The organism is Massilia sp. 9I (assembly GCF_902506415.1).
Taxonomy (GTDB): Bacteria; Pseudomonadota; Gammaproteobacteria; order Burkholderiales; family Burkholderiaceae_D; genus Telluria.
On the sequence record NZ_LR733275.1, the window covers coordinates 1,256,080 to 1,277,520 of the forward strand.

At 64.7% G+C, this 21,441-nt stretch carries 19 protein-coding genes; 7 read left to right on the forward strand and 12 right to left on the reverse strand.

The genetic code is table 11. The features are described from left to right. Positions 1–12: 12 nt before the first annotated feature. Together proC and GV068_RS05720 are read right to left on the reverse strand one after the other, a co-directional pair. A complete protein-coding gene (proC, locus tag GV068_RS05715) occupies positions 13–831 on the reverse strand; it encodes a pyrroline-5-carboxylate reductase (RefSeq protein ID WP_159696415.1) in 819 nt (272 codons plus the stop codon). 8 nt (positions 832–839) lie between these two features. After that, the gene (locus GV068_RS05720; RefSeq protein WP_159696416.1) at positions 840–1,541 is read right to left on the reverse strand and encodes a YggS family pyridoxal phosphate-dependent enzyme; all 702 of its coding nucleotides are present in this window, start codon (positions 1,539–1,541) and stop codon (positions 840–842) included. 178 nt (positions 1,542–1,719) lie between these two features. Between GV068_RS05720 and GV068_RS05725 the strand changes: the two genes are divergently transcribed. From GV068_RS05725 to GV068_RS05740, 4 genes are all read left to right on the forward strand, one after another. Further along, positions 1,720–2,763, forward strand: a complete 1,044-nt coding sequence (locus GV068_RS05725; RefSeq protein ID WP_159696417.1) for a type IV pilus twitching motility protein PilT — start codon at positions 1,720–1,722, stop codon at positions 2,761–2,763. An 8-nt stretch (positions 2,764–2,771) separates the two neighbouring features. Further along, a complete protein-coding gene (locus GV068_RS05730) occupies positions 2,772–3,908 on the forward strand; it encodes a PilT/PilU family type 4a pilus ATPase (RefSeq protein ID WP_159696418.1) in 1,137 nt (378 codons plus the stop codon). 321 nt (positions 3,909–4,229) lie between these two features. After that, entirely contained in the window at positions 4,230–5,933 is a 1,704-nt protein-coding gene (locus tag GV068_RS25405) for a methyl-accepting chemotaxis protein (RefSeq protein ID WP_159696419.1), read from the forward strand. A 140-nt stretch (positions 5,934–6,073) separates the two neighbouring features. Continuing rightward, positions 6,074–6,703: a hypothetical protein gene (locus GV068_RS05740; protein ID WP_159696420.1), complete on the forward strand. Its 630-nt coding sequence runs from the start codon at positions 6,074–6,076 to the stop codon at positions 6,701–6,703. A gap of 6 nt (positions 6,704–6,709) precedes the next feature. Here GV068_RS05740 and GV068_RS05745 read toward each other — a convergent pair whose 3' ends face one another. Next, positions 6,710–7,396, reverse strand: a complete 687-nt coding sequence (locus GV068_RS05745) for a pentapeptide repeat-containing protein (RefSeq protein WP_159696421.1) — start codon at positions 7,394–7,396, stop codon at positions 6,710–6,712. A 77-nt stretch (positions 7,397–7,473) separates the two neighbouring features. Next, positions 7,474–9,804: an outer membrane beta-barrel family protein gene (locus tag GV068_RS05750; RefSeq protein ID WP_159696422.1), complete on the reverse strand. Its 2,331-nt coding sequence runs from the start codon at positions 9,802–9,804 to the stop codon at positions 7,474–7,476. A gap of 158 nt (positions 9,805–9,962) precedes the next feature. On the opposite strand from GV068_RS05750, the gene GV068_RS05755 reads away from it, so the two are divergent. Further along, positions 9,963–10,445, forward strand: a complete 483-nt coding sequence (locus GV068_RS05755; RefSeq protein ID WP_159696423.1) for a glutathione peroxidase — start codon at positions 9,963–9,965, stop codon at positions 10,443–10,445. A gap of 3 nt (positions 10,446–10,448) precedes the next feature. Here GV068_RS05755 and GV068_RS05760 read toward each other — a convergent pair whose 3' ends face one another. The 5 genes from GV068_RS05760 to GV068_RS05780 all read right to left on the reverse strand — a co-directional run bounded on the left by GV068_RS05760 (position 10,449) and on the right by GV068_RS05780 (position 16,748). Further along, a complete protein-coding gene (locus tag GV068_RS05760) occupies positions 10,449–12,488 on the reverse strand; it encodes a glycoside hydrolase family 97 protein (RefSeq protein WP_159696424.1) in 2,040 nt (679 codons plus the stop codon). A 117-nt stretch (positions 12,489–12,605) separates the two neighbouring features. Further along, positions 12,606–12,920, reverse strand: a complete 315-nt coding sequence (locus GV068_RS05765) for a hypothetical protein (RefSeq protein WP_159696425.1) — start codon at positions 12,918–12,920, stop codon at positions 12,606–12,608. A gap of 56 nt (positions 12,921–12,976) precedes the next feature. Further along, entirely contained in the window at positions 12,977–14,203 is a 1,227-nt protein-coding gene (gene glcF / locus GV068_RS05770) for a glycolate oxidase subunit GlcF (protein WP_159696426.1), read from the reverse strand. 1 nt (position 14,204) lies between these two features. Continuing rightward, positions 14,205–15,251 carry a glycolate oxidase subunit GlcE gene (gene glcE, locus GV068_RS05775; RefSeq protein WP_159696427.1) on the reverse strand — a complete coding sequence of 349 codons (1,047 nt, stop codon included), beginning with the start codon at positions 15,249–15,251 and terminating at the stop codon, positions 14,205–14,207. 3 nt (positions 15,252–15,254) lie between these two features. Continuing rightward, positions 15,255–16,748: an FAD-linked oxidase C-terminal domain-containing protein gene (locus GV068_RS05780; protein WP_159696428.1), complete on the reverse strand. Its 1,494-nt coding sequence runs from the start codon at positions 16,746–16,748 to the stop codon at positions 15,255–15,257. A gap of 81 nt (positions 16,749–16,829) precedes the next feature. Here GV068_RS05780 and GV068_RS05785 point away from each other — a divergent pair, with 81 nt between their 5' ends. Together GV068_RS05785 and GV068_RS05790 are read left to right on the forward strand one after the other, a co-directional pair. Continuing rightward, complete coding sequence (locus GV068_RS05785) at positions 16,830–17,384, forward strand: cob(I)yrinic acid a,c-diamide adenosyltransferase (protein ID WP_159696429.1); 555 nt, start codon at positions 16,830–16,832, stop codon at positions 17,382–17,384. A 4-nt stretch (positions 17,385–17,388) separates the two neighbouring features. Next, on the forward strand, positions 17,389–18,090 hold the full coding sequence (locus GV068_RS05790; RefSeq protein ID WP_159696430.1) for a 2OG-Fe(II) oxygenase: 702 nt from the start codon (positions 17,389–17,391) through the stop codon (positions 18,088–18,090). A 172-nt stretch (positions 18,091–18,262) separates the two neighbouring features. On the opposite strand, the gene dxs is transcribed toward GV068_RS05790, so the two are convergent. From dxs to GV068_RS05805, 3 genes are read right to left on the reverse strand one after another with little or no spacing between them, the layout of a single operon-like run. Beyond that, positions 18,263–20,134 carry a 1-deoxy-D-xylulose-5-phosphate synthase gene (gene dxs, locus GV068_RS05795; protein WP_159696431.1) on the reverse strand — a complete coding sequence of 624 codons (1,872 nt, stop codon included), beginning with the start codon at positions 20,132–20,134 and terminating at the stop codon, positions 18,263–18,265. Beyond that, a complete protein-coding gene (locus GV068_RS05800) occupies positions 20,135–21,028 on the reverse strand; it encodes a polyprenyl synthetase family protein (RefSeq protein ID WP_159696432.1) in 894 nt (297 codons plus the stop codon). It lies immediately after the preceding gene. Continuing rightward, positions 21,025–21,270 carry an exodeoxyribonuclease VII small subunit gene (locus tag GV068_RS05805; protein WP_159696433.1) on the reverse strand — a complete coding sequence of 82 codons (246 nt, stop codon included), beginning with the start codon at positions 21,268–21,270 and terminating at the stop codon, positions 21,025–21,027. Before GV068_RS05805 ends, GV068_RS05800 begins: the two co-directional genes overlap by 4 nt. Between the last annotated feature and the right edge of the window lie 171 nt (positions 21,271–21,441).

Here is a 21,441-nt window from a genome sequence, read left to right on the forward strand (position 1 = left end):
GACCCGCCCACCCTACGAATCTTTCCCCAGTTCGTCCCCGAGTTCGCGCCCGCGCGCGGCGGCCGCTTTCATGGCGGCGACAATCGCTTCCTTCACCCTAGAGTCCTCCATGCTGGTGATGGCCGCATGCGTCGTGCCGCCTTTCGAGGTCACGCGCTGGCGCAGCACCTCGACGGGATCGCCCGACTGCGCCGCCAGCTGGGCCGCGCCCGTGAAGGTGGCCACCGCCAGCTGCCTGCCCTGCTCCGCATCCAGCCCCATCTCGCGCGCGGCCTGCTGCATCGCTTCCAGGAAGTAGAAGACATAGGCCGGGCCGCTGCCCGAGACCGCCGTCACCGGGTCGATCAGGCCCTCGTCCTTGAGCCACACGGTCTGGCCGACCGCGCGCATCACCTTGTCGGCGGCCTGGCGCTGGACTTCGTCCACCTCCGCGCCCGCCACCATGCCCGTGATGCCCATCGCGATCACGGCCGGCGTGTTCGGCATCGAGCGCACGATGCGGGTGTAGCCGCCCAGCCAGCGCGACAAATCCGCGATGCGGATGCCGGCCGCGATCGAGAGCACCAGCGGCTGGGCGCCGAGCAGCGGCTTGAGCGCGGCGGCGACTTCGCGCATCTGCTGTGGCTTCACCGCCAGCACGATGACGTCGGCGGCGCCCACCTGCACGTCGATGGTGGCGGCCGTGCTCACGCCATACTGGCTGGCCAGGCGCTCGAGCGCTTCGGTGTTCGGGTCGACCACGTGCAGGCTGCCGGCGCCGGTGAGTTGTCCGGCCAGGCCGGCGATCAAGGCCGTGGCCATGTTGCCGCCGCCGATGAATGCAATCTTCATGTGCTTCCTTATTCGTAGTGGCGGGCGCCGAAAATGGCGCTGCCGATGCGTACGATGGTCGCGCCTTCCGCGATCGCCGCGGCAAGGTCGCCCGACATCCCCATCGACAGGGTGTCGAGCGCCAGGCCGTCCGCGCGCAAGCTGTCGAACAGCGTGCGCAGGCGGGCAAAGGCGGCGCGCTGCTGCGCCTCATCGTCGGTGGGTTCGGGAATTGCCATCAGGCCGCGCAGGCGCAGGTTCGGCAGGGCCGCCACCTGGCGCGCCAGCTCGGGCAGCTCTTGCTCGCGTGCGCCGCTCTTGCTGGCTTCGCCGCTGATGTTCACCTGCAGGCAAATGTCGAGCGGGCCGAGTTCGGGCGGACGCTGTTCCGACAGGCGCTGGGCGATCTTCAGGCGCTCCACCGTATGCACCCAATCGAAGCTCGCGGCGATGGGACGGGTCTTGTTGCTCTGGATCGGGCCGATGAAATGCCAGCTGATGGCTGTGCCTGGTTGCAGGCGCGCCACTTCCTGCATCTTGTCGAGCGCTTCCTGCAGGTAGTTCTCGCCGAAGGCGCGCTGGCCCACAGCCATCGCTTCGACCACGGCTTCCGCTGGGAAGGTCTTGGAAACGGCGAGCAACTGGACCGTTTCCCTGCCCCTGTTGGATGCAGCGCAAGCCTGCTCGATTGTCGCTTCGACAGCTTGCAAGTTCGCAGCAATTATGGACATAATGGTTTTCTACAGGAAATATTTTTCGGCCTAACGCGGCGTAAAGGGGCCTCGCAAACTTTAGCGAGCGGAAGAAGTTTCGTCTGAGAAGCGCAGCCGTACATCCGGTACGGCGAGCATCGCAGGACGAAAATTCGACGCGCAGTAGGTTTGCGAGGCCCCCACCACAGGATTATAAATGGACATCTCGGAACTGCTTGCCTTCTCCGTTAAGAACAAGGCTTCGGACTTGCACCTCTCGGCCGGCCTGCCGCCGATGATCCGCGTGCACGGTGACGTGCGCCGCATCAACCTGCCGCCGCTGGAGCACAAGGACGTGCACGGCATGATCTATGACATCATGAACGACGGCCAGCGCAAGCAGTACGAGGAAGTGCTGGAGTGCGACTTTTCGTTCGCGATCCCTGGCCTGGCGCGCTTCCGCGTCAACGCCTTCAACCAGGAGCGCGGCGCGGCCGCGGTGCTGCGTACCATTCCGTCCAAGATCCTGTCGCTGGAAGAACTGAACGCGCCGAAGATCTTCAGCGAGCTGGCCCTGAAGCCGCGCGGCCTGGTCTTGGTGACCGGCCCCACCGGCTCGGGTAAATCGACCACGCTGGCGGCGATGATCAACCACCTCAACGAAAACGAGTACGGCCACATCCTCACCATCGAGGACCCGATCGAATTCGTGCACGACTCCAAGAAGTGCCTGATCAACCAGCGCGAAGTCGGCCCGCACACCCTGTCCTTCAATAACGCACTGCGCTCGGCGCTGCGCGAAGACCCGGACTGCATCCTGGTGGGCGAACTGCGCGACCTGGAGACCATCCGCCTGGCGCTGTCAGCGGCGGAGACCGGCCACCTGGTGTTCGGCACCCTGCACACTTCTTCCGCCGCCAAGACCATCGACCGTATCGTCGACGTGTTCCCGGCGGAGGAAAAAGAGATGGTGCGCGCGATGCTGTCGGAGTCGCTGCAGGCGGTCGTCTCGCAGACCCTGCTCAAGACCCGCGACGGCTCGGGCCGCGTGGCGGCGCACGAGATCATGATCGGCACCCCGGCGATCCGCAACCTGATCCGCGAAGCGAAGATCGCGCAGATGTATTCGAGCATCCAGACCGGCAGCAACGTCGGGATGCAGACGCTCGACCAGAACCTCACGGATCTGGTGCGCCGCAACGTGATCTCCAGCGCCGCAGCCCGCTCCGCCGCAAAAATCCCGGAAAACTTCCCCGGCTAAGGACCAGCATGGAACGCGACCAGGCATCCAAATTCATGTTCGACCTGCTGCGCCTGATGACCAGCAAGGGCGGGTCGGACCTGTTCATCACGGCCGGCTTCCCGCCGGCGATCAAGATCGACGGCAAGATGACGCCGGTCTCGAGCCAGGCCTTGAGCGGCACGCACACGGCCGACCTGGCGCGCGCCATCATGAACGACAAGCAGGCCGCCGGCTTCGAGCTGACCAAGGAATCGAACTTCGCGATCAGCCCGGGCGACCTGGGGCGCTTCCGCGTCTCGGCCTTCATGCAGATGGGCTGCGTCGGCATGGTGCTGCGCGTGATCACCACTACCATCCCGAAATTCGAAGACCTCGACCTGCCGGAAACCCTGAAGGACGTGATCATGTCCAAGCGCGGCCTGGTCATCATGGTCGGCGCCACCGGTTCCGGTAAATCGACCACGCTGGCGGCGATGGTCGGCTACCGCAACGAGAACAGCTACGGCCACATCATCACCATCGAAGACCCCGTGGAATTCGTGCACCCGCACCGCAACTGCGTGATCACGCAGCGCGAAGTGGGCGTGGATACCGACAGCTTCGAAGCGGCGCTGAAAAATTCGCTGCGCCAGGCGCCGGACGTGATCCAGATCGGCGAGATCCGCGACCGCGAGACCATGGAGCACGCGATCGCGTTTGCCGAAACCGGCCACCTGTGCCTGGCCACCCTGCACGCCAACAGCGCCAACCAGGCCCTGGATCGCATCATCAACTTCTTCCCCGAAGAGCGGCGCCAGCAGCTGCTGATGGACCTGTCGCTCAACATGAAGGGCCTGATCTCGCAGCGCCTGATCCCGAAGAAGGAAGCCAAGGGCCGCGTGGTGGCGATGGAGATCCTGCTGAATTCCCCGCTGATCTCGGACCTGATCTTCAAGGGCGACGTCCACGAGATCAAGGAGATCATGAAGAAGTCGCGCGAGCTGGGCATGCAAACCTTCGACCAGGCCCTGTTCGACCTGTACGAGGCGGACAAGATCAGCTACGAGGATGCGCTGCGCAATGCCGATTCGGTGAACGACCTGCGCCTGAACATCAAGCTCAATTCCAAGCACGCGAAGAACCGCGATTTCTCGGCAGGGATGGATCACCTTGGCATTGTCTGATACGAGCCGGTAAGCGTACAGGGGCGCAGCAAGCGCCCTTTTCTTTTGGCCGCGCTACGCGGGGCACGGCAATGCCCGTGAAATTGTGACAATACGTGTTGTACACAACTCACACGACGCCTGGGCGCATCAAATTGGTCTGACCACCTGAACTTCATCAGTTCAACGTCAAATCGCGTGAATTAACGCAGTTTAGGTAAAAAAACAGAAATCAAGCCCACAGTTGACCGGTGGTTACAATTATTTCTAATTGGAACTATTGAGCCGTGTTGATATCGTGTTGGTGTCTTTACCTGTCTACTTTTCTTCAACCGGAAACCCATGTTCAAACAAATGAAAGTCGGGACCCGCCTGATCGCGGCCTTCCTGGCACTGACTCTATTAGGTGCGGCTGTGGCTGCGGTCGGTATCTTCAATATGTCGAAGATGAATGAACGCACCAACACCCTTTACGCGAAGGAGCTGCTCGGCCTGTCGTACGTGAAGCAGGCAAACGTCAACTTGGTCGACGTCGGACGCATGCTGCGAAATGTGATGCTGGCGTCGAACGACAAGGATCGCCAGACGGCATTGGCCAAGGTCGAACTCGCAAGCAAGCATCTGCAGGAGAACCTCGACAAGGCGAGGCCCTTGTTCTGGACCGAGAAAGGCAAGCGCCTCTTTGGGGAGCTGGACGCCGGCGTGCGCGAATACCAGTCGCGCGTTGCGCAAGCCTTGAAACTGGTCCAGGCGGACGCCCTGCAGGAAAGCCGCGCGTCGGTCGATTATCTGTTCAATACGGTCGCGCCCGCCTCCATCGTCGCGGACCAGCACATGTTTGCACTCGGTCAGGTGAAAGAGGACAACGCCACGCGCGCCGTGGCCGAGGCCGCTGACTCCTATCAGTCCAGCCGCACCATGATGCTGATGCTGGTTGTCGGCAGCGCCGCATTCGGCATCGGCCTGGGCGTATTGCTCACTCGCAGCCTGACCCGACAGCTTGGCGGCGAGCCCGCTTACGCCAGCGACATCGCCACGCGCATCGCGGCGGGCGACCTGGCAGTGGACGTGGTGGTGAAGAACGGCGACAAGAGCAGCCTGGTATATGCCATGAAGACCATGCGCGACAGCCTCGCACAGATCGTCGGTGAAGTACGCAAGGGCACCGATGCCATCGCTTCTGCTTCCGGCCAGATCGCGACTGGGAATATGGATTTGTCCTCGCGCACCGAGGAACAGGCCAGTTCGCTGGAAGAAACCGCGTCGTCGATGGAAGAACTCACTTCGACGGTCCAGCAGAACGCCGACAACGCACGCCAGGCGAATGGCATGGCGGCTACTGCTTCGGAAGTAGCGGAACGTGGCGGTCAGGTGGTCTCGCAGGTGGTCGACACGATGGCGTCCATCAATGAATCATCCAAAAAGATCGTTGACATCATCGGCGTCATCGACAGTATCGCCTTCCAGACCAACATCCTGGCGCTGAACGCCGCCGTCGAAGCGGCCCGTGCCGGCGAACAGGGCCGCGGCTTTGCGGTCGTGGCGTCGGAAGTGCGCACCCTGGCCCAGCGCTCGGCCTCGGCGGCCAAGGAAATCAAGGGCCTGATCGACGATTCGGTGTCCAAGGTGGATGCCGGCGCCAAGCTGGTCGACAACGCGGGCGCTACGATGGACGAAATCGTCACAAGCGTACGCCGCGTCACCGACATCATGGGCGAGATCAGCTCGGCCAGCGTGGAGCAGACCTCGGGCATCGAGCAGATCAACCAGGCGATCAGCCAGATGGACCAGGTGACCCAGCAGAACGCCTCGCTGGTCGAGGAAGCGGCGGCAGCCGCTGAATCCCTGCAGGACCAGGCCGGCAAGCTGGCCCAACTGGTGTCGGTATTCAAGCTCGATGCCCGGGCTGAGGTGGCGCGCAGCTCCGTGGCGCCTATCGCACGCAGCGCGCCGGCGACCCGCCTGGCAGCGCCGGCCAAAGCGCAGGCGGCGCGTGCGGCTGTGCGTTCGACCACCGTGCGCGACGAAGAGTGGGAAACCTTCTAATCCTGTAAGACACAGGCGCCGCGTGCTTCCGCATGTGGCGCAAGCTCGCCGATATGCCTGCCGCATTATTTCCCGTCGCCCTCCTGCTCCCGTGTCGTTGATTGCTAAAATTCAATCTTTGACAACGCTTCGGAGCAGCTTTGGAACACGAAAGTCACCATCACCATCATCCTCACGGCACTGGCCTGCGCTGGCTCGACATTTCGCTCGGCGTAGCCGCCGGCATCGTATCCTTGGTCTCGCTCTGGCTGGGCCTGCACTCGGCGCACGAAATGGAGAAGCTGGTGGCCGCCAACAGCTTTCCCTACCTGGAAATGATGCGCAACATGAGCAGCATCGACAAGGAGCCTGGTAGCGAACATTCGCGCAAGCGCGTGGAATATCTGCTGGTCAATAGCGGGATCGGCCCGGCCCGCATCGAATGGGTACAGCTTCATTACAAAGGGAAACCCATGGCCGACCTGAGCGCGCTGCTGGCCGCATGCTGCACGATCGACGGGAGCGCGGACGTCGCGATGAACCGGCGCGGCAACGTGGTCGGCTCCCTGGTGCGTCCGGGCGACATGATGTCGATGTTTGCCGCAAACGAGCCCGCCACCCCGAATCCAGTGTTCGACGCGCTCCATCGCAGCATGGGCGACATCAACACGACGGCCTGTTACTGCTCGGTGTTCGATGAATGCTACCTGCGTGAAAAGGACAAGCTGAAGCCAACCCCGGTCGACCAGTGCACGCCGCCGAAAGTGCCCTTCAGGCCCGACTTCAAGTAAGCGCCGTCAGGCCACGTTCAATCCCATCGCCCGCACTATCTCGGCCGCCTGGCGCGCCGAGATGGTCGCTCCAAGAAACTGCTTCGCATTCGCCAATTTCAAGCCACCCAGGTCGGCCTCGCGCAGGTCGGCGCCCTCGAAACGGGTGTCCTTGATGTGGGCATCGCGCAGGCTCCCTCCTTCGAACACCGCTTCGCGGAAGTCGCAGCCCGACAGGTCCGCGCCGGCGAAATCCAGCCCCACCAGCTTCGCCTTGCGGAAGGACATGCGGCGCAGGTCGGCGCCGACCAGCAGCGTGTCCTCGAACGTGAGCGCGAGGTGCCCGGTCTCTTCGAACTGCGCGCCCGTCAGCTTGCAGCCCCTGAACGCGCTTGATGCCAGGCGCGCGCGGCGCCAGCCGCTGTTGTTCAGGTCACAGGACTGGAAGGAGGCATCGACCAGGTCGGCCGACTCGAAATCGGCATGCGCGGCGCGGCAGCGCTGCCAGCGCGTGCGCCCCAGCTTCGCCGCGTAGAACGAGGTCTCGGATAGGACGCAGGACTGGAACACGCAGTCCTGCAAGTCGAGCCGCGACAGGTCGACGCCGGAGAGCTCGCAGTCCTCGAACACGAGCAGGCTGCCGGCCGCAAGGAGGGATTCGATGTGGGCGCGCTCGGGCGCCTCACCGCTGAAAGTGTGGATCTGGCGGGACATAAATAAAAAATGCGATGGCGTGGCCGGACAGCATACCTGTCCAGCCGCGCCAGCACATCCCTGTCTGGCGCCCTGCTCTAGCGGCCCGGGCCGATGAAGACCGGACCGCCCGCTCCCGGACCACCAGGGCCGCCAGGACCCATGAACATCGGGCGGCGGTTCCCCCCGGCGTTGCCAAAGCTGCCGAAGCGGTAGGACAGGCCGACGTAGGCCATGCGACCGCTGCCGCGCCGCAGGCTGTACTCGCGCAGGCGGTCGGTCTCGGTAATGGTCTCGGTCTTCTGCGAATCGAACAGGTCGTTGATGTTCACGACCAGGCTCAGCGCCGGGGTCAGCGTGCGGCGGTAGTTGAAGTCGGCCGTGCGCACCGGCTGGCGGTAGCCCTCGCCGAACAAGGTCTTGCCCTGCGCGTTAAGCATCAAGGTGAAGCTGTTCTCGCGGTCCATCTGGTAAGCGATGCGCGCGCGGCCGCTGATCGAGGTGGCGCTGCGCTTGTCGGCGTTCAGGCTGCCCAGCACGTCCTGTTCCGAATAGCCGACGTTGCCGTTGACATTGATACTCAGCTTGTCGGTCGCGCGGCCACTGAAGTTGAACTCGATGCCGCCGGAACGGGCGCTGCCGGCGTTTTCACGCGTGGTCAGGAGCACGTCGTTGGCCAGCACGAAACGGCGTTCCTGGATCAGGTCGGAGTCGTGGCGCGCGTACAGGCGCACGTTGGTGTCGACCTTGCCCAGCTTCGTCTCGACCCCGAGCTCGAGCGAATCGGTATTGGCCGGCTGCAGGTTCGGGTTACCCGAGGAGATATTGAGCTCGTCGCCGTAGACCACGAAGGGATTCAGTTCGCCGGCGCCCGGACGCCGGATGCGGCGCGCGTAGCTCAGGCGCAGCGTGGTGTCGTCCGACAGGCCGTAAGTGACAAAGGCGCTCGGGATCATGTCGAAGTAATGGTTGCTGATGCGCTGGCCCGTGGTGACCTGATTCATGTCGAGGTCCGCATACTCCGCGCGCAGGCCGCCCAGCACGCCCCACTTCTCGTCGACGCGCCACTGGTAGGTGCCGTACACCGCATAGGTGGTGTCGTCCAGCTCGAAGCGGTTGGTACGGTTGCGATTGACGCTTTCCACGCCGTTGCTGCCGTTGATGTCGAAGTAGGCATTGTCGAAGACATTGCTATTGCGCGCAACCTTGTAGCCCGCCTTGAACACGCCACGCTCGCCTGGCAGCTCGTAGTCGCCGGTAAAGTCGGCGATGCGGGTGTCGGTCAGGTAAGCCTGGCGGGTGTCGGCTGCGCCGGCAGCCGGCGAACGCACGGTATAGGTGTTGGTGTTGCGCGTCCCGCGGTCGCCGTCGGCGCCCGACAGGCGCAGGTCCATCTTGAACACCTCGCCCGGCGCATTGCCCTTGTGGTCCAGGCGCGCGCCGAGACTGTAATTGCGGTTCTTCGCATCGGTCAGGCCGCGGCGCAGGTACTCGCTGTCGATGACACCTGCAGCCGTGGTGCTGCGGTAGCTCTGCAAGCTCTGGCTCTCGTTGTCGGTCTGGGAGAAGCTGGCGGTGGCCCCCACCACGTCCTTGTCGCCCCAGTTGTAGGTCATGCCGGCGTTGAAGCCGGTGGCTTCCATGCGGTTGACGCCTTCCGTCACCTGGCCGGAGCGCGCAATCGCGCCGGTGACCGGGTCGATGCGCTCGCGCCGGGTCTCGCCGCTATTCTCCCGCTTGTCCTGGCGCCGGAACACCGCGCCCTGTACCGAGTAGCGGCCGCTCGTATAGCTGCCGAAGCCGGAAGTGTTGTAGCGGCCCTCGGTGCCGACATTGGCGTTCAGGACGCCGAAGCCGCCCGGGCTGCGTTCGCGCCGCATCACGAGGTTGATGATCGGGCCCCCACCGCCTTCGTTGCCGAATTGCGCGCCAGGGTTATTGATGACTTCCACGGAATCAAGGTCGGCGGCCGGCAGTGCGGCGATCGCGGCGGCCCGGTTCTCGCCCTGCATCATCGCCGACGGCTTGCCGTCCACCAGGATCTGCACGTTCTGTCGGCCGCGCAGCGTCACGTTGCCGTCGCCGTCAACGGCAACCGAGGGCACCTTGTTCAGGGTGTCGGCCACGCTGTCGTTCGAGGTCGCCGGATCGGCCTTGACATCATAGGTCTGGCGGTCGATGCGGTTCTGGGTTTTGGTCGCGGTGACCGTCACGGTGGCTTCAACGGCCGGGGCCTGGGCAGGCGCCTGTGCGCTGGTCGTGGGCGCCGCCGGCACCGGCTGGGCAGCGGCAGGCTTCGGCTGTTCCTGCACTGCCGGCGCCTGCTGCGCACTGGCTGCGAACGGCGCTAGCAGCGTGCCCGCGACGAGGTGGGCGATCAGGGAACGGCGGGGATGACGGGAAGCTGCGGCGCGATGATGGGTATGCATGAAGAGAGTCGACTGTAAGGGCGATCGCGATTGTCTCATGCCAACTTCTTAATGTTTGTAACAAAAGATAACAAGCATCGTCTTGAGCGATTAACTCATGCATACGTGGTGTTCGGGTATGACTTACACTTTCGGTTTTCAGACGAAGGGATAAGAACATGAACGTCTTCGATTTCAGCGCGACCGCGCTCGACGGCCAGCCGGTAGACCTGGCGCAGTACCGCGGCAAGCTTCTCCTGATCGTGAACACCGCCAGCGCCTGCGGCTTCACGCCGCAGTACAAGGGATTGGAAGAGCTGCACCGCCAGTACGGTGAGCGCGGACTGGTGGTGATGGGCTTCCCCTGCAACCAGTTCGGCAAGCAGGAACCGGGCACGGAAGCCGAGATCGGCGCCTTCTGCGAGAAGAACTATGGCGTCAGCTTCCCGATGTTCGCCAAGGTCGAGGTCAACGGCGACGACGCCCATCCGCTGTTCAAGCACCTCAAGGGCGAGAAGCCGGGCGTGCTCGGGACCGAAGCCATCAAGTGGAACTTCACCAAGTTCCTGGTGGCGCGCGATGGCGAAGTGGCCAAACGCTACGCGCCGCAGACGGCGCCGGAGGAAATCGCCGGCGACATCGAGAAGCTGCTGGCGCTCTAAGCTCTACTTCTGTGGCGTCAGGCGGATCGCCTGGCCGCCGCCGGGTGCGAGGCGCAGTTGCAGGGTGTCCGCCGCGGTGACGGTCTTCGTCTCCGTGACAAGGTCGAAGCGGCGCGCCGTGCGGTAGTCGGCCTGGTCGCCGTCGCGGTAGATCTCGGCGGTGTAGCGCTTGCCCTTGTCGAGGAAGTCGAGCGGCAGCGGCAAGCTACGGCCTTGCGCATCGGTGACGGCGCCCACGTACCAATCCTGGCTCGCGCGGTCCTTGCGCGCGATGGTCACGTAGTTGCCGACCGCGCCGTTCAGCACGCGGGTGTCGGCCCAGTCGGTCGGCACGTCGCGGATGAACTTGAAGGCGGCCGGGTACTTCTCGTAATTTTCCGGCAGATCGGCCGCCATCTGGATCGGCGAATAGATGACGACGTAGTTGGCCAGCTGCTTGGCCTGGGTCGAATTGAAGGTCTTGCCGTCCGCACCCACCAGGCTCAACACGCCCGGCGTGTAGTCCATCGGGCCGCTGAGCATGCGCGTGAACACCAGCTTGGCCTCGTGGTCCACGCTGTTGGGCGGGTTGCCCCAGGCGTTGTACTCGACGCCGCGCGCGCCTTCGCGCGTGAGCCAGTTCGGGTAGGTGCGGCGCAGTCCCGTGTCCTTCACCGGTTCGTGGGTGTCGATCGACAGCTTGTATTTGGCCGCTTCGGTGACGGCCTTGACGAAGTGGCGCACGCCTTCCTGGGAATCGTAGTGGCCGTAGCGCGGCTTGCCGTCGCGGCCCGTAAACAGCGCGGTTCCCGCCTCGTGCACATAACCCGACTTGATGCTGTCCACGCCCAGCTTCGCATACAGGCGGTAGGCGGCGTCCATCTGCTTTTCGTAGGCGACGATGTTGGCGCCGGTCTCGTGGTGGCCGATCAGGCGCACGCCCTTCGATTTCGCATACGCGGCCAGGCCGGGCAGGTCGAAATCGGGATACGGCTGGGTGAAGCTGAAGTCGGCGCCGCCGTGGCCCCAGTCGCTTTCCCAGCCCTTGTTCCAGCCTTCGACCAGCACGCCGCGCATGCCGTTCTGCGCCGCGAAGTCGATGTATTTCTTCGTGTTGGCGGTGGTCGCCGCATGCTTCGGGCCCGCGTTCCAGGTGCCGCTGTTCAGGTGCATCTGCCACCAGACGCCGACGAACTTCGAAGGCTTCACCCAGGACACGTCGCCCAGCTTGTTCGGCTCGTTCAGGTTGAGCACCAGGTCCGACATGTATAGGCCGGCCGCGTCGTCCGCGATCTGCATGGTGCGCCATGGCGTCGTGAAGGCGCCCTTGCGCACCACCGCCGGGCCGCTCGGCGACGGCGCCAGCATCGCGCGCAGCTTCTGGCCGTCGACCTTGCGCAGCCACATGGTGGCGTAGTCGACCAGCGCCGCTTCGTGGAAGGCGATGTGGGTGCCGTCGTCCAGGCGCAGGGTCAGCGGCGTGTTGGCGATGCCGATTTCCTTCAGCGGCGCCTTGCGGATTTCTTCCTCGAGGCCCGGCAGTTCGCTCGCCGGGATCCACCAGGCGGTGGCCGGCTGGGCCACCGTGAATTCGGTCAGTTCGTCCGTGATCTCGGTAGTAGGCAGCTGCTTCTGCGCCGGGAATTCGTAGCGGAAGCCGACGCCATCGTCGTAGATGCGGAACACGACCGTGATCTGGCGCCCGGCGCGGTTCTTCTGTTCGAGGTCGACGCGCAGTTCGCGGTAGTGGTTGCGCACGAACTGGCGCTCACCCCAAGGCTGCTCCCAGGTGCTGTCATGCTCGCTCACCGCCTGCCAGCGCAGGCTGAAACCGCCGTCGAGCTTCATCGCATTGGCCAGGTTGAAGCCGAGGCGAGATGGGGCGATGATGTCCTTGCCCTTGCGCTTGACGCCATAGGCGAGCTTGCCCATGCCGTCCACCTGCACTTCCACGCTGAGCACATTGCCGGGCGAAGCGGCGCTGGCGATGAGCTGTTGCGCCCATGCGGGCAGCGCGAGCATGCAGGATGCCGCGATGGTTGCGGCGAAGCGTGGGAAGTGCATGGCGTCTCCTTGTCTTTACGTGCGAGTCCGTAGGAAAACTACTCCACTTACGGCTGAGCTTCACATAGTAAGACAAAAAGTTGTAACTCGACTACCAACGCACGGAAATTGCAAGAATCAGCGGGTCTGGATCCAGGCCGCGCCGTGGGTGGTGCAGCCACGATTCACGCTGTCGAGGAAGCGGATGGCTTCCGTTTGCGAGACGCCGGGCGGCATTAACGGGGCCAGTGACGCATCCTCGGTGACGCGGTCGAGCCCATAGGCGATGGCGCGCGAGACATCGCGCGCGAGCTTGCCGTCGCTGTTGTAGAGCGCGTCATAGACGCCGACGGCTTCCCATACAGGGACCAGGCCGGGCGTGGTGGAATCCTCGAAGACGACGGCGGGCGGCATGCCCTCGTCTTCACGGATGAGCTGGAAAATGAAACTCAAGATCGTTCCTCAATTAAGCGAGGAGCGATGCTAGCACGCCTTGCACGGAGTCCGCTTCACGCCAGTGCGCGGTCGATCAGTTCGATCCAGTGCGTCACGGGGGTTTCCGTGCCCGACTGCAGGTGGCTCATGCAACCGATGTTGGCCGAGACGATTTCGCTTGGTCTCGTCGCTTCCAGGTTGGCCAGCTTGCGGTCGCGCAGTTCATGCGCGATCTCCGGATGCAGTACCGAGTAGGTCCCCGCCGAACCGCAGCACAGGTGGCTGTCGGCGCACAGCTGCACGTCCACGCCCACGGCGCGCAGCATGCCCTCGACCTTGCCGCGGATCTGCTGGCCGTGCTGCAGGGTGCAGGGTGGATGGTAGGCGACCCGCTGGTCGATCTTCCCTTTCAGCCTGGCGGCCAGCTGTTCCTCGAACTCCGGCAGGATCTCGGACAGGTCGCGCGTGAGCATCGCAATGCGGCCAGCCTTGGCGGCATAGGCCTCGTCATGCGCCAGCAGGTGGCCGTATTCCTTGACCGTGACGCCGCAGCCGGAAGCCGTCATGACGATCGCTTCGATCTCTTCCCGCTCCACGTAGGGCCACCAGGCGTCGATGTTGCGGCGCATGTCGTCGAGACCGGCCTGCTGGTCGTTCAGGTGGTAACGCACCGCGCCGCAGCAGCCAGCCTTCGGCGCATTGATCAGCTGCACGCCGACGGCGTCGAGCACGCGCGCCGTGGCGGCGTTGATGTTGGGCGCCATCGCCGGCTGCACGCAGCCGTCCAGCACCAGCATCTTGCGCGCATGGGTGCGCGTGGGCCAGGCGCCGGCGGCGCGCGCCGGCTGCAGCTTGTCCTGCAGTTCCTTCGACAGTACGGGACGCGCCAGCTGCCCTGCCATGAACGCCGGCTTGAAGAGCGCAGTGCGCGGCAGGAACTCCTTCAGGGTGGTGCGTTTGATGCGGTCCTTGAGGGGGCGCGGCACGCGCTCCTCGACCACGCGGCGGCCGATGTCGACCAGGCGGCCATACTTGACGCCCGACGGGCAGGTGGTCTCGCAGTTGCGGCAGGTAAGGCAGCGGTCCAGGTGCAGCTGGGTCTTGCGGGTCGGCTCGGCGCCTTCCAGCACCTGCTTGATCAGGTAGATGCGGCCGCGTGGGCCATCGAGCTCGTCGCCCAGCAGCTGGTAGGTCGGGCAGGTGGCGGTGCAGAAGCCGCAGTGCACGCAGGCGCGCAGGATGGCTTCCGCCTCCTTGCCGTCGGCGGTGTCCTTGATGAAATCGGCCAGGTTGGTTTGCATGTCAGAACAGTCGTCCCGGGTTAAAGATGTGCGCCGGATCGAAGGAAGCCTTCAGGCGTTCATGGATGCGTGCGAGGGCGGGCTGGAGCGGCTCGAACACGCCGGCGGATTTATCGCCGCCGCGGAACAGGGTCGCATGGCCTCCCACGCTTGATACCGTGCGGCGGATCGTGGCGGCATCGAGCCCGGTGCGCAGCCAGCGCTGGGCGCCGCCCCACTCGACCAGTTGCGCGCCGCCCAGGACGATGGCGCCGGTGGTGGACGGGACCGAGAGGCGCCACAGCGCATCGTCGCCACCGAAGAACGGCAGGCGTTGTTCGCGCAGCGCTTCCCAGTAGCCGGCGGCACTCTCGACGACCTCGCCGCCGATCAGGCGCACGGCCGCATCGACCGCCGCCTGGGCGCCCGACAGGCGCAGCAGCAGGATGCCCTCGTGCCAGCAGCTGGCGGACAGCGGCAGCGGCTGGCCGCCCCACTCGTTCAGCCGGCGGATCGCATCGATTTCGGACATCTCCAGGCGCAGCGTGGTTTCCGCGAAGGGACGCGGCAAGACCTTGACCGACACTTCCAGCAGCAGGCCGAGGGTGCCGAGCGAGCCGGCCAGCATGCGCGAGACGTCGTAGCCGGCCACGTTCTTCATCACCTGGCCGCCAAAGGTGAGCACGTCGCCCTTCCCGTCCAGCAGCTTCGCGCCCAGCACGAAGTCGCGCACGCCGCCGCTGTTGGCGCGGCGCGGTCCGGCCAGGCCGGCGGCGATCACCCCACCCAGCGTAGCTCCTTCACCGAAGTGCGGCGGCTCGAAGGCCAGCATCTGGTTACGGTCGGCGAGTATCGCTTCAATCTCGGCGAGCGGCGTGCCGCAGCGCGCCGTGATCACCAGCTCGGTCGGCTCGTAATCGACCACGCCGGTGTAGCCGCGCGTGTCGAGAATCTCGCCCTCGAAGCCTTGGCCATACCAGTCCTTGGTGCCGCCGCCGCGAATGCGTAGCGGCTGCTTGTCGGCTGCGGCCGCGCGCACCCGTTCCTGGAATTGTTCGATCGATTGCATGGATTAAAACCGCGGAAGGTCGGGGAACGGCAGCTCGCCGCCATGCACGTGCATCTTGCCGAATTCGGCGCAGCGGTGCGGCGTCGGGATCGCCTTGTCCGGGTTGAGTAGCATAGGGGCGTCAAAGGCGCGCTTGACCTCGAGGAAGGCGTCGAGCTCCTTGCGCTCGAACTGCACGCACATCGAGTTGATCTTCTCCATGCCCACACCGTGCTCGCCGGTGATGGTGCCCCCGACTTCGACGCATAGCGCCAGGATGGCGGCGCCGAAGGCTTCGGCGCGATCGAATTCGCCCGGCTGGTTGGCGTCGAACAGGATCAAGGGATGCATGTTGCCGTCGCCCGCGTGGAACACGTTGGCGCAGCGCAGGCCGAAGGTCTGCTCCATGTCCTCGATCCCTTTCAGGACCCGCGCCAGCTGCTTGCGTGGGATGGTGCCGTCCATGCAGTAGTAGTCGGGCGAGATGCGGCCCGCCGCCGGGAAGGCATTCTTGCGGCCGGACCAGAAGCGCATGCGCTCGGCCTCGCTCTGCGACACGGCAATCGCCGTCGCACCGGCGCCTTCGAACACGGCCTTCATGCGTTCGATTTCTTCCGCCACTTCGAGCGCGGTGCCGTCGGCCTCGCACAGCAGGATGGCGGCGGCATCGAGGTCGTAGCCGGCGCGCACGAAGGGCTCGACCATACGCACCGAGGTGCGGTCCATCATCTCCAGGCCGGCCGGGATGATGCCGGCGGCGATGATGCTCGCCACGGCGTTACCGGCGGTGATGACGTCACCAAAAGAAGCCATCACGACCTGGGCCACCGCGGGCTTGGGCACCAGCTTGACCGTCACTTCGGTGACGATGCCCAGCATGCCTTCCGAGCCGATGAACACGGCCAGCAGGTCGAGGCCCGGCGCATCGAGCGCCTCGCTGCCCAGTTCGATGATCTCGCCTTCGATGGTGGCCACGCGCACGCGCAGCACGTTGTGCACCGTCAGGCCGTACTTCAGGCAGTGCACGCCGCCGGAATTCTCGGCCACGTTGCCGCCGATGGTGCAGGCGATCTGCGAAGACGGATCGGGCGCGTAGTACAGGCCGTACTGGCTTGCCGCCTCGGAGATGGCAAGATTCCGGACGCCCGGCTGGACCACGGCGGTGCGGGAGTAAGCGTCCACGCGCACGATGCGGTTGAGGCGTGCGGTCGAGACAACCACGCCGTCGGCGATCGGCAGCGCCCCGCCCGACAGGCCGGTGCCGGCGCCGCGCGGCACGATCGGCACGCCGAGCTCCCGGCAGGTGTTCAGGATCTGCAATACCTGCTCTTCGCTGGTGGGCAGGGTGACCACCATGGGCAGCTGGCGGTAGGCGGCCAGGCCGTCGCATTCATAAGGACGCGTGTCTTCCGGATCGGACAGGACGACGTTTTCCGGCAGGCGCGTGCGCAGTGCGGCAACGACCTGCGCGCGCCGTCCGGCGAGGTTTTCAATGATGGCGGACGTGGTAGCGGTCATTCTTGAATTGTAGGCACAATTGTCGTGTTTTGGCGTATCCTCGCCCTATCGTTTTTTTAACATATTGCATAAGGCAGCATCATGGGCAACCGACTATCCAAAATCTCCACGCGCACGGGCGACGACGGGACCACCGGCCTGGGCGATGGCAGCCGCACCGCCAAGGACAGCCCGCGCATCCACTCGCTGGGCGAAGTCGACGAGCTGAATTCCTTCGTCGGCCTGCTGCTGTGCGAAGAGATGCCTGGCGACCTGCGCGAAGAGCTGGTCTCGATCCAGCACGACCTGTTCGACCTCGGCGGCGAACTGTGCATCCCGGGATATGAGCTGATCAAGGACGAGCACGTGGCACGCCTGGATGCCCTGCTCGCAAAGTACAACGCCGACCTGCCGATGCTGAAGGAATTCATCCTGCCGGCCGGCTCGCGCGCCGCGTCGCTGGCCCATGTCTGCCGCACCGTCTGCCGCCGCGCCGAGCGCAGCATCGTCGCGCTGGGGCATGCCGAGGAAATCCGCCCGCATCCGCGCGAGTATGTGAACCGCCTGTCGGACCTGATGTTCGTTCTGGCGCGCGTACTGAACCGCTTCGCCGGCGGCAGCGACGTGTTGTGGCAGCACGAGCGCAAGCGGGGCTAAGCGCATGGAAGACTTCATCGGCATCTACGACGACGCGCTCAGCGCCGAGCAGTGCGATGCGATCCGCGCGCGCTTCGACGCCAGCGGCAAGGTGGCGCGCGGCCGCACCGGCAACGGGGTGGACGTCAGCAAGAAGGACAGCTTCGACCTGACCATCAACGGCCAGCCCGAGTGGGACGACGTCGGCGCCCTGCTCACCCAGACCATGGCGAAGCACCTCGCGCAGTACATGGACAAATACCGCATGCTGCTAATCGGCGCGCTGTCGCCACAGGTGGCGCATCCCGACACCGGGGAGCCGGTGACGCTGTCGCTGTCGAACTTCGACGAATTCGGCACGCCGAACGTCGTGGCGCTGATGCAGTCGATCTACCGGGTCGGCCACATCAACCTGCAGAAGTACCTGCAGGGGACGGGCGGCTACCACCACTGGCATTCCGAGATCTACCCGCAAAACGCGAGCTGCGAAACGCTGCACCGGGTGCTGCTGTGGCAGTTCTACCTGAACGATGTGGAGGATGGCGGGGAGACGGAGTTCCTGTATCAGAACCGCAAAGTGGAGGCCCGCAAGGGGCGTCTGATTATTGCGCCTGCCGGGTTCACGCATACCCACAAGGGGCATGTGTCGCGCAGTGGGGACAAGTACATTGCGACCTCCTGGATTTTGTTCCAGAGGGCGGAGGCGTTGTATGGACAGCCGGGGTGACTTGGCTGTTTAGGACTTCGGTGTGGAACTTGGATCCCGGCCTTCGCCGGGATGACGTTTTTACGTGTGTTGGCCGTAAAACCGTCGTACGCCCCACTGGGGCCTACGACTTCCGGCGAAGGCCGGAACAATGCCACTGGCATTGTTCCGCCCAAGTTTGTTTGCGTACCGCTCAGGTGTTATTGACCACCAACCTCGGCTCACCCGCAGCAAAACGCTGACGAATCGACGCCGCAATCCCTTTCGCGTCCAGCCCGACGGAAGCCAGCAGCGCCCCCGGATCCCCCTGGTCGATGAACTTGTCCGGCAGCCCCAGGTTCAGCACTGGCTTGGCAATCCCTTCCGCCGCCAGCGCTTCCATTACTGCTGAACCGGCGCCGCCCATCACGCAGCCCTCTTCCACCGTCACCAGGTAGTCGTGCTCCTTGGCCAGGCGCTTGACCAGTTCCACGTCGAGCGGCTTCACGAAGCGCATGTTGGCGACCGTGGCGTTCAGCTCTTCACCGGCGGCGATGCTTGGCGCCACCAGCGAACCGAAGGCCAGGATCGCGATGCCCTTGCCTTCGCGGCGGACTTCGCCCTTGCCCATCTCGATGGAGGTCAGTGCTTCCTGGATCGCGGCGCCGACACCGGCGCCACGCGGATAGCGCACCGCCGCCGGACCAGGATAGTGGTAGGCGGTGGTCAGCATCTGGCGGCATTCGTTCTCGTCCGACGCGGCCATGACGACCATGTTCGGGATGCAGCGCAGGTAGGCCAGGTCGTAGTTGCCGGCGTGGGTGGCGCCGTCGGCGCCCACCAGGCCCGCGCGGTCCAGCGCGAAGGTCACGTCCAGGTTCTGCAGCGCCACGTCGTGGATCAGCTGGTCGTAGCCGCGTTGCAGGAAGGTCGAGTAGATGGCAAGGACCGGCTTCAGGCCTTCGGTCGCGATGCCGGCGGCGAAAGTCACCGAGTGCTGCTCGGCGATGCCGACGTCGAAGTAGCGCTCCGGGTACTGCTGGTGGAAGCGCACCATGCCCGAGCCTTCGCGCATTGCCGGGGTGATGCCGACCAGGCGCTTGTCACTTGCCGCCATGTCGCACAGCCAGTTACCGAACACTTCGGTGTAGGTAATCTTGCTCGGCGCGGTGGCCGGCTTGATGCCCTCGGTCGGGTTGAACTTGCCGGTGCCGTGGTACAGGATCGGCTCGGCCTCGGCCAGCTTGTAGCCCTGGCCCTTCTTCGTCACCACGTGCAGGAACTGCGGGCCCTTGAGTTTCTTGATGTTCTCCAGGGTCGGGATCAGGGAATCCAGGTCGTGGCCGTCGATCGGGCCGATATAGTTGAAGCCGAATTCTTCGAACATGGTGGCCGGGACCACCATGCCCTTGGCGTGTTCTTCGAGTTTACGCGCCAGGTCGAGCACCGGGCCGGGCAGCACGCTGCGGCCGACGTTCTTGGCGGCGGCGTAGAACTGGCCGCTCATCAAACGGGCCAGGTAGCGGTTCAGCGCGCCCACCGGCGGCGAGATCGACATGTCGTTGTCGTTCAGGACCACCAGCAGGTTGCAGTCGTCTTCCACGCCTGCGTTGTTCAGGGCCTCGAAGGCCATGCCGGCGGTCATCGAGCCGTCGCCGATCACGGCGATCGCGTGGCGGTCTTCGCCTTTCAGCTTGGCGGCTTGCGCCATGCCGAGGGCGGCGGAAATCGAGGTCGACGAGTGCGCGGTGCCGAAGGTGTCATAGATGCTCTCGTCGCGCTTCGGGAAGCCCGACAGGCCGTTCAGCTGGCGCAGGGTCGGCATGCGGCCGCGGCGGCCGGTGAGGATCTTGTGCGAATAGGTCTGGTGGCCGACATCCCACACGATGCGGTCGTGCGGAGTGTTGAACACGTAATGCAGCGCGATGGTCAGTTCGACCGTGCCCAGGTTCGAGGACAGGTGGCCGCCGGTTTTCGACACCGAGTCGAGCAGGAACTGGCGCAACTCGGTGGCGAGCGGGGTCAGTTGCGTGCGGGGGAGCTGGCGCAGGTCCGCGGGGTCGTTGATGGTCTCTAGCAGGTTCATTTATGCCTTCCGCTGCACGATGAGGTCCGCGAGTTCGCGCAGCCGCAGTGCTTGTTCTCCAAATGGCGCCAGCGCTTCGTGCGCTTCACGCCGCAATTGCTCGGCCAGTTCCTCCGATTGTTCCAGCCCAAGGATCGACACATAGGTCGGTTTGTTGTCGGCCGCGTCCTTGCCCGCGGTCTTGCCCAGCGTGGCCGAATCGGCCGTCGCATCGAGTACGTCGTCGACCACCTGGAAAGCCAGGCCGATCGCCTTCGAATAGGCGCCCAAGGCTTCCAGTTCGAGCGGCGACAGGTCCTTGCCACACAGCGCGCCCAGGATCACCGAGACGCGCAGCATGGCGCCGGTCTTCAGCTGGTGCATGCGTTCCAGCTCTTCGCGCGTCAGCGCCAGGCCGACGCTGTCCAGGTCGATCGCCTGGCCGCCGCACATGCCGCTCGACCCGGCCGCTTCGGCCAGCAGGCGCAGCATGGTGACCTGGCGTGCCGGGGGCAAGCTGTCGATCCCGGCGAGGGTGTCGAAAGCCTGCGCCTGCAGCGCGTCGCCGACCAGCAGCGCGGTGGCTTCGTCGTAGGCGACGTGCACGGTCGGTTTGCCGCGGCGCAGATCATCGTCGTCCATGCAGGGCATGTCGTCGTGCACCAGCGAATAGACGTGGATCATCTCGACGGCGCTCGCCACCCGCGCCAGCGCCCCGGCGTCACCGCCGAACAGCGCGCCGCTGGCATAGGCCAACAGCGGGCGCACCCGCTTGCCGCCGCCAAGGGCGGTGTAGCGCATGGCTTCGTGCAGCTTGTGCGGCACCGTGCCGGCCGCCGGCAGGAAGGACTCGAGCGCGCGCTCGACCTCCGCCTGCACGTCCTGCATCCACGCGTTGAAGGCCTGTTCCGTCATTGATCGCCCTCGCCTTCCGCGGAGAACGGTTTGAGCATGTCGCCTTCCAGTACCTTGACCTGGGACTCGACCTTTTCCAGCTGGGCCGCGCAGTATTTCACCAGCTCGGAACCGCGCGCATAGGCTGCCACCGACGCTTCAAGGGGAAGCTGGCCGGATTCCATCTGCGAGACCAGCTGGGCCAGCTCGGCCATCGCAGCTTCGAAAGTCTCGGGTGGGGCGCCGTTCGTATTGTTTGCCATAGCTATCTTGTATGGGCGCAAAGGTGCGCCATGGGTCAGTCCAATCGCGTATTTTAGATCAATCCTTCCCCTCAAGGGGCGCACATTGCATCATCCGCAACTTGCCTGTGTGAAACCTTTTACAGCAATGGCGCCCTCCTCGATGAAATCCGTGATTTTTCAACAACTTAT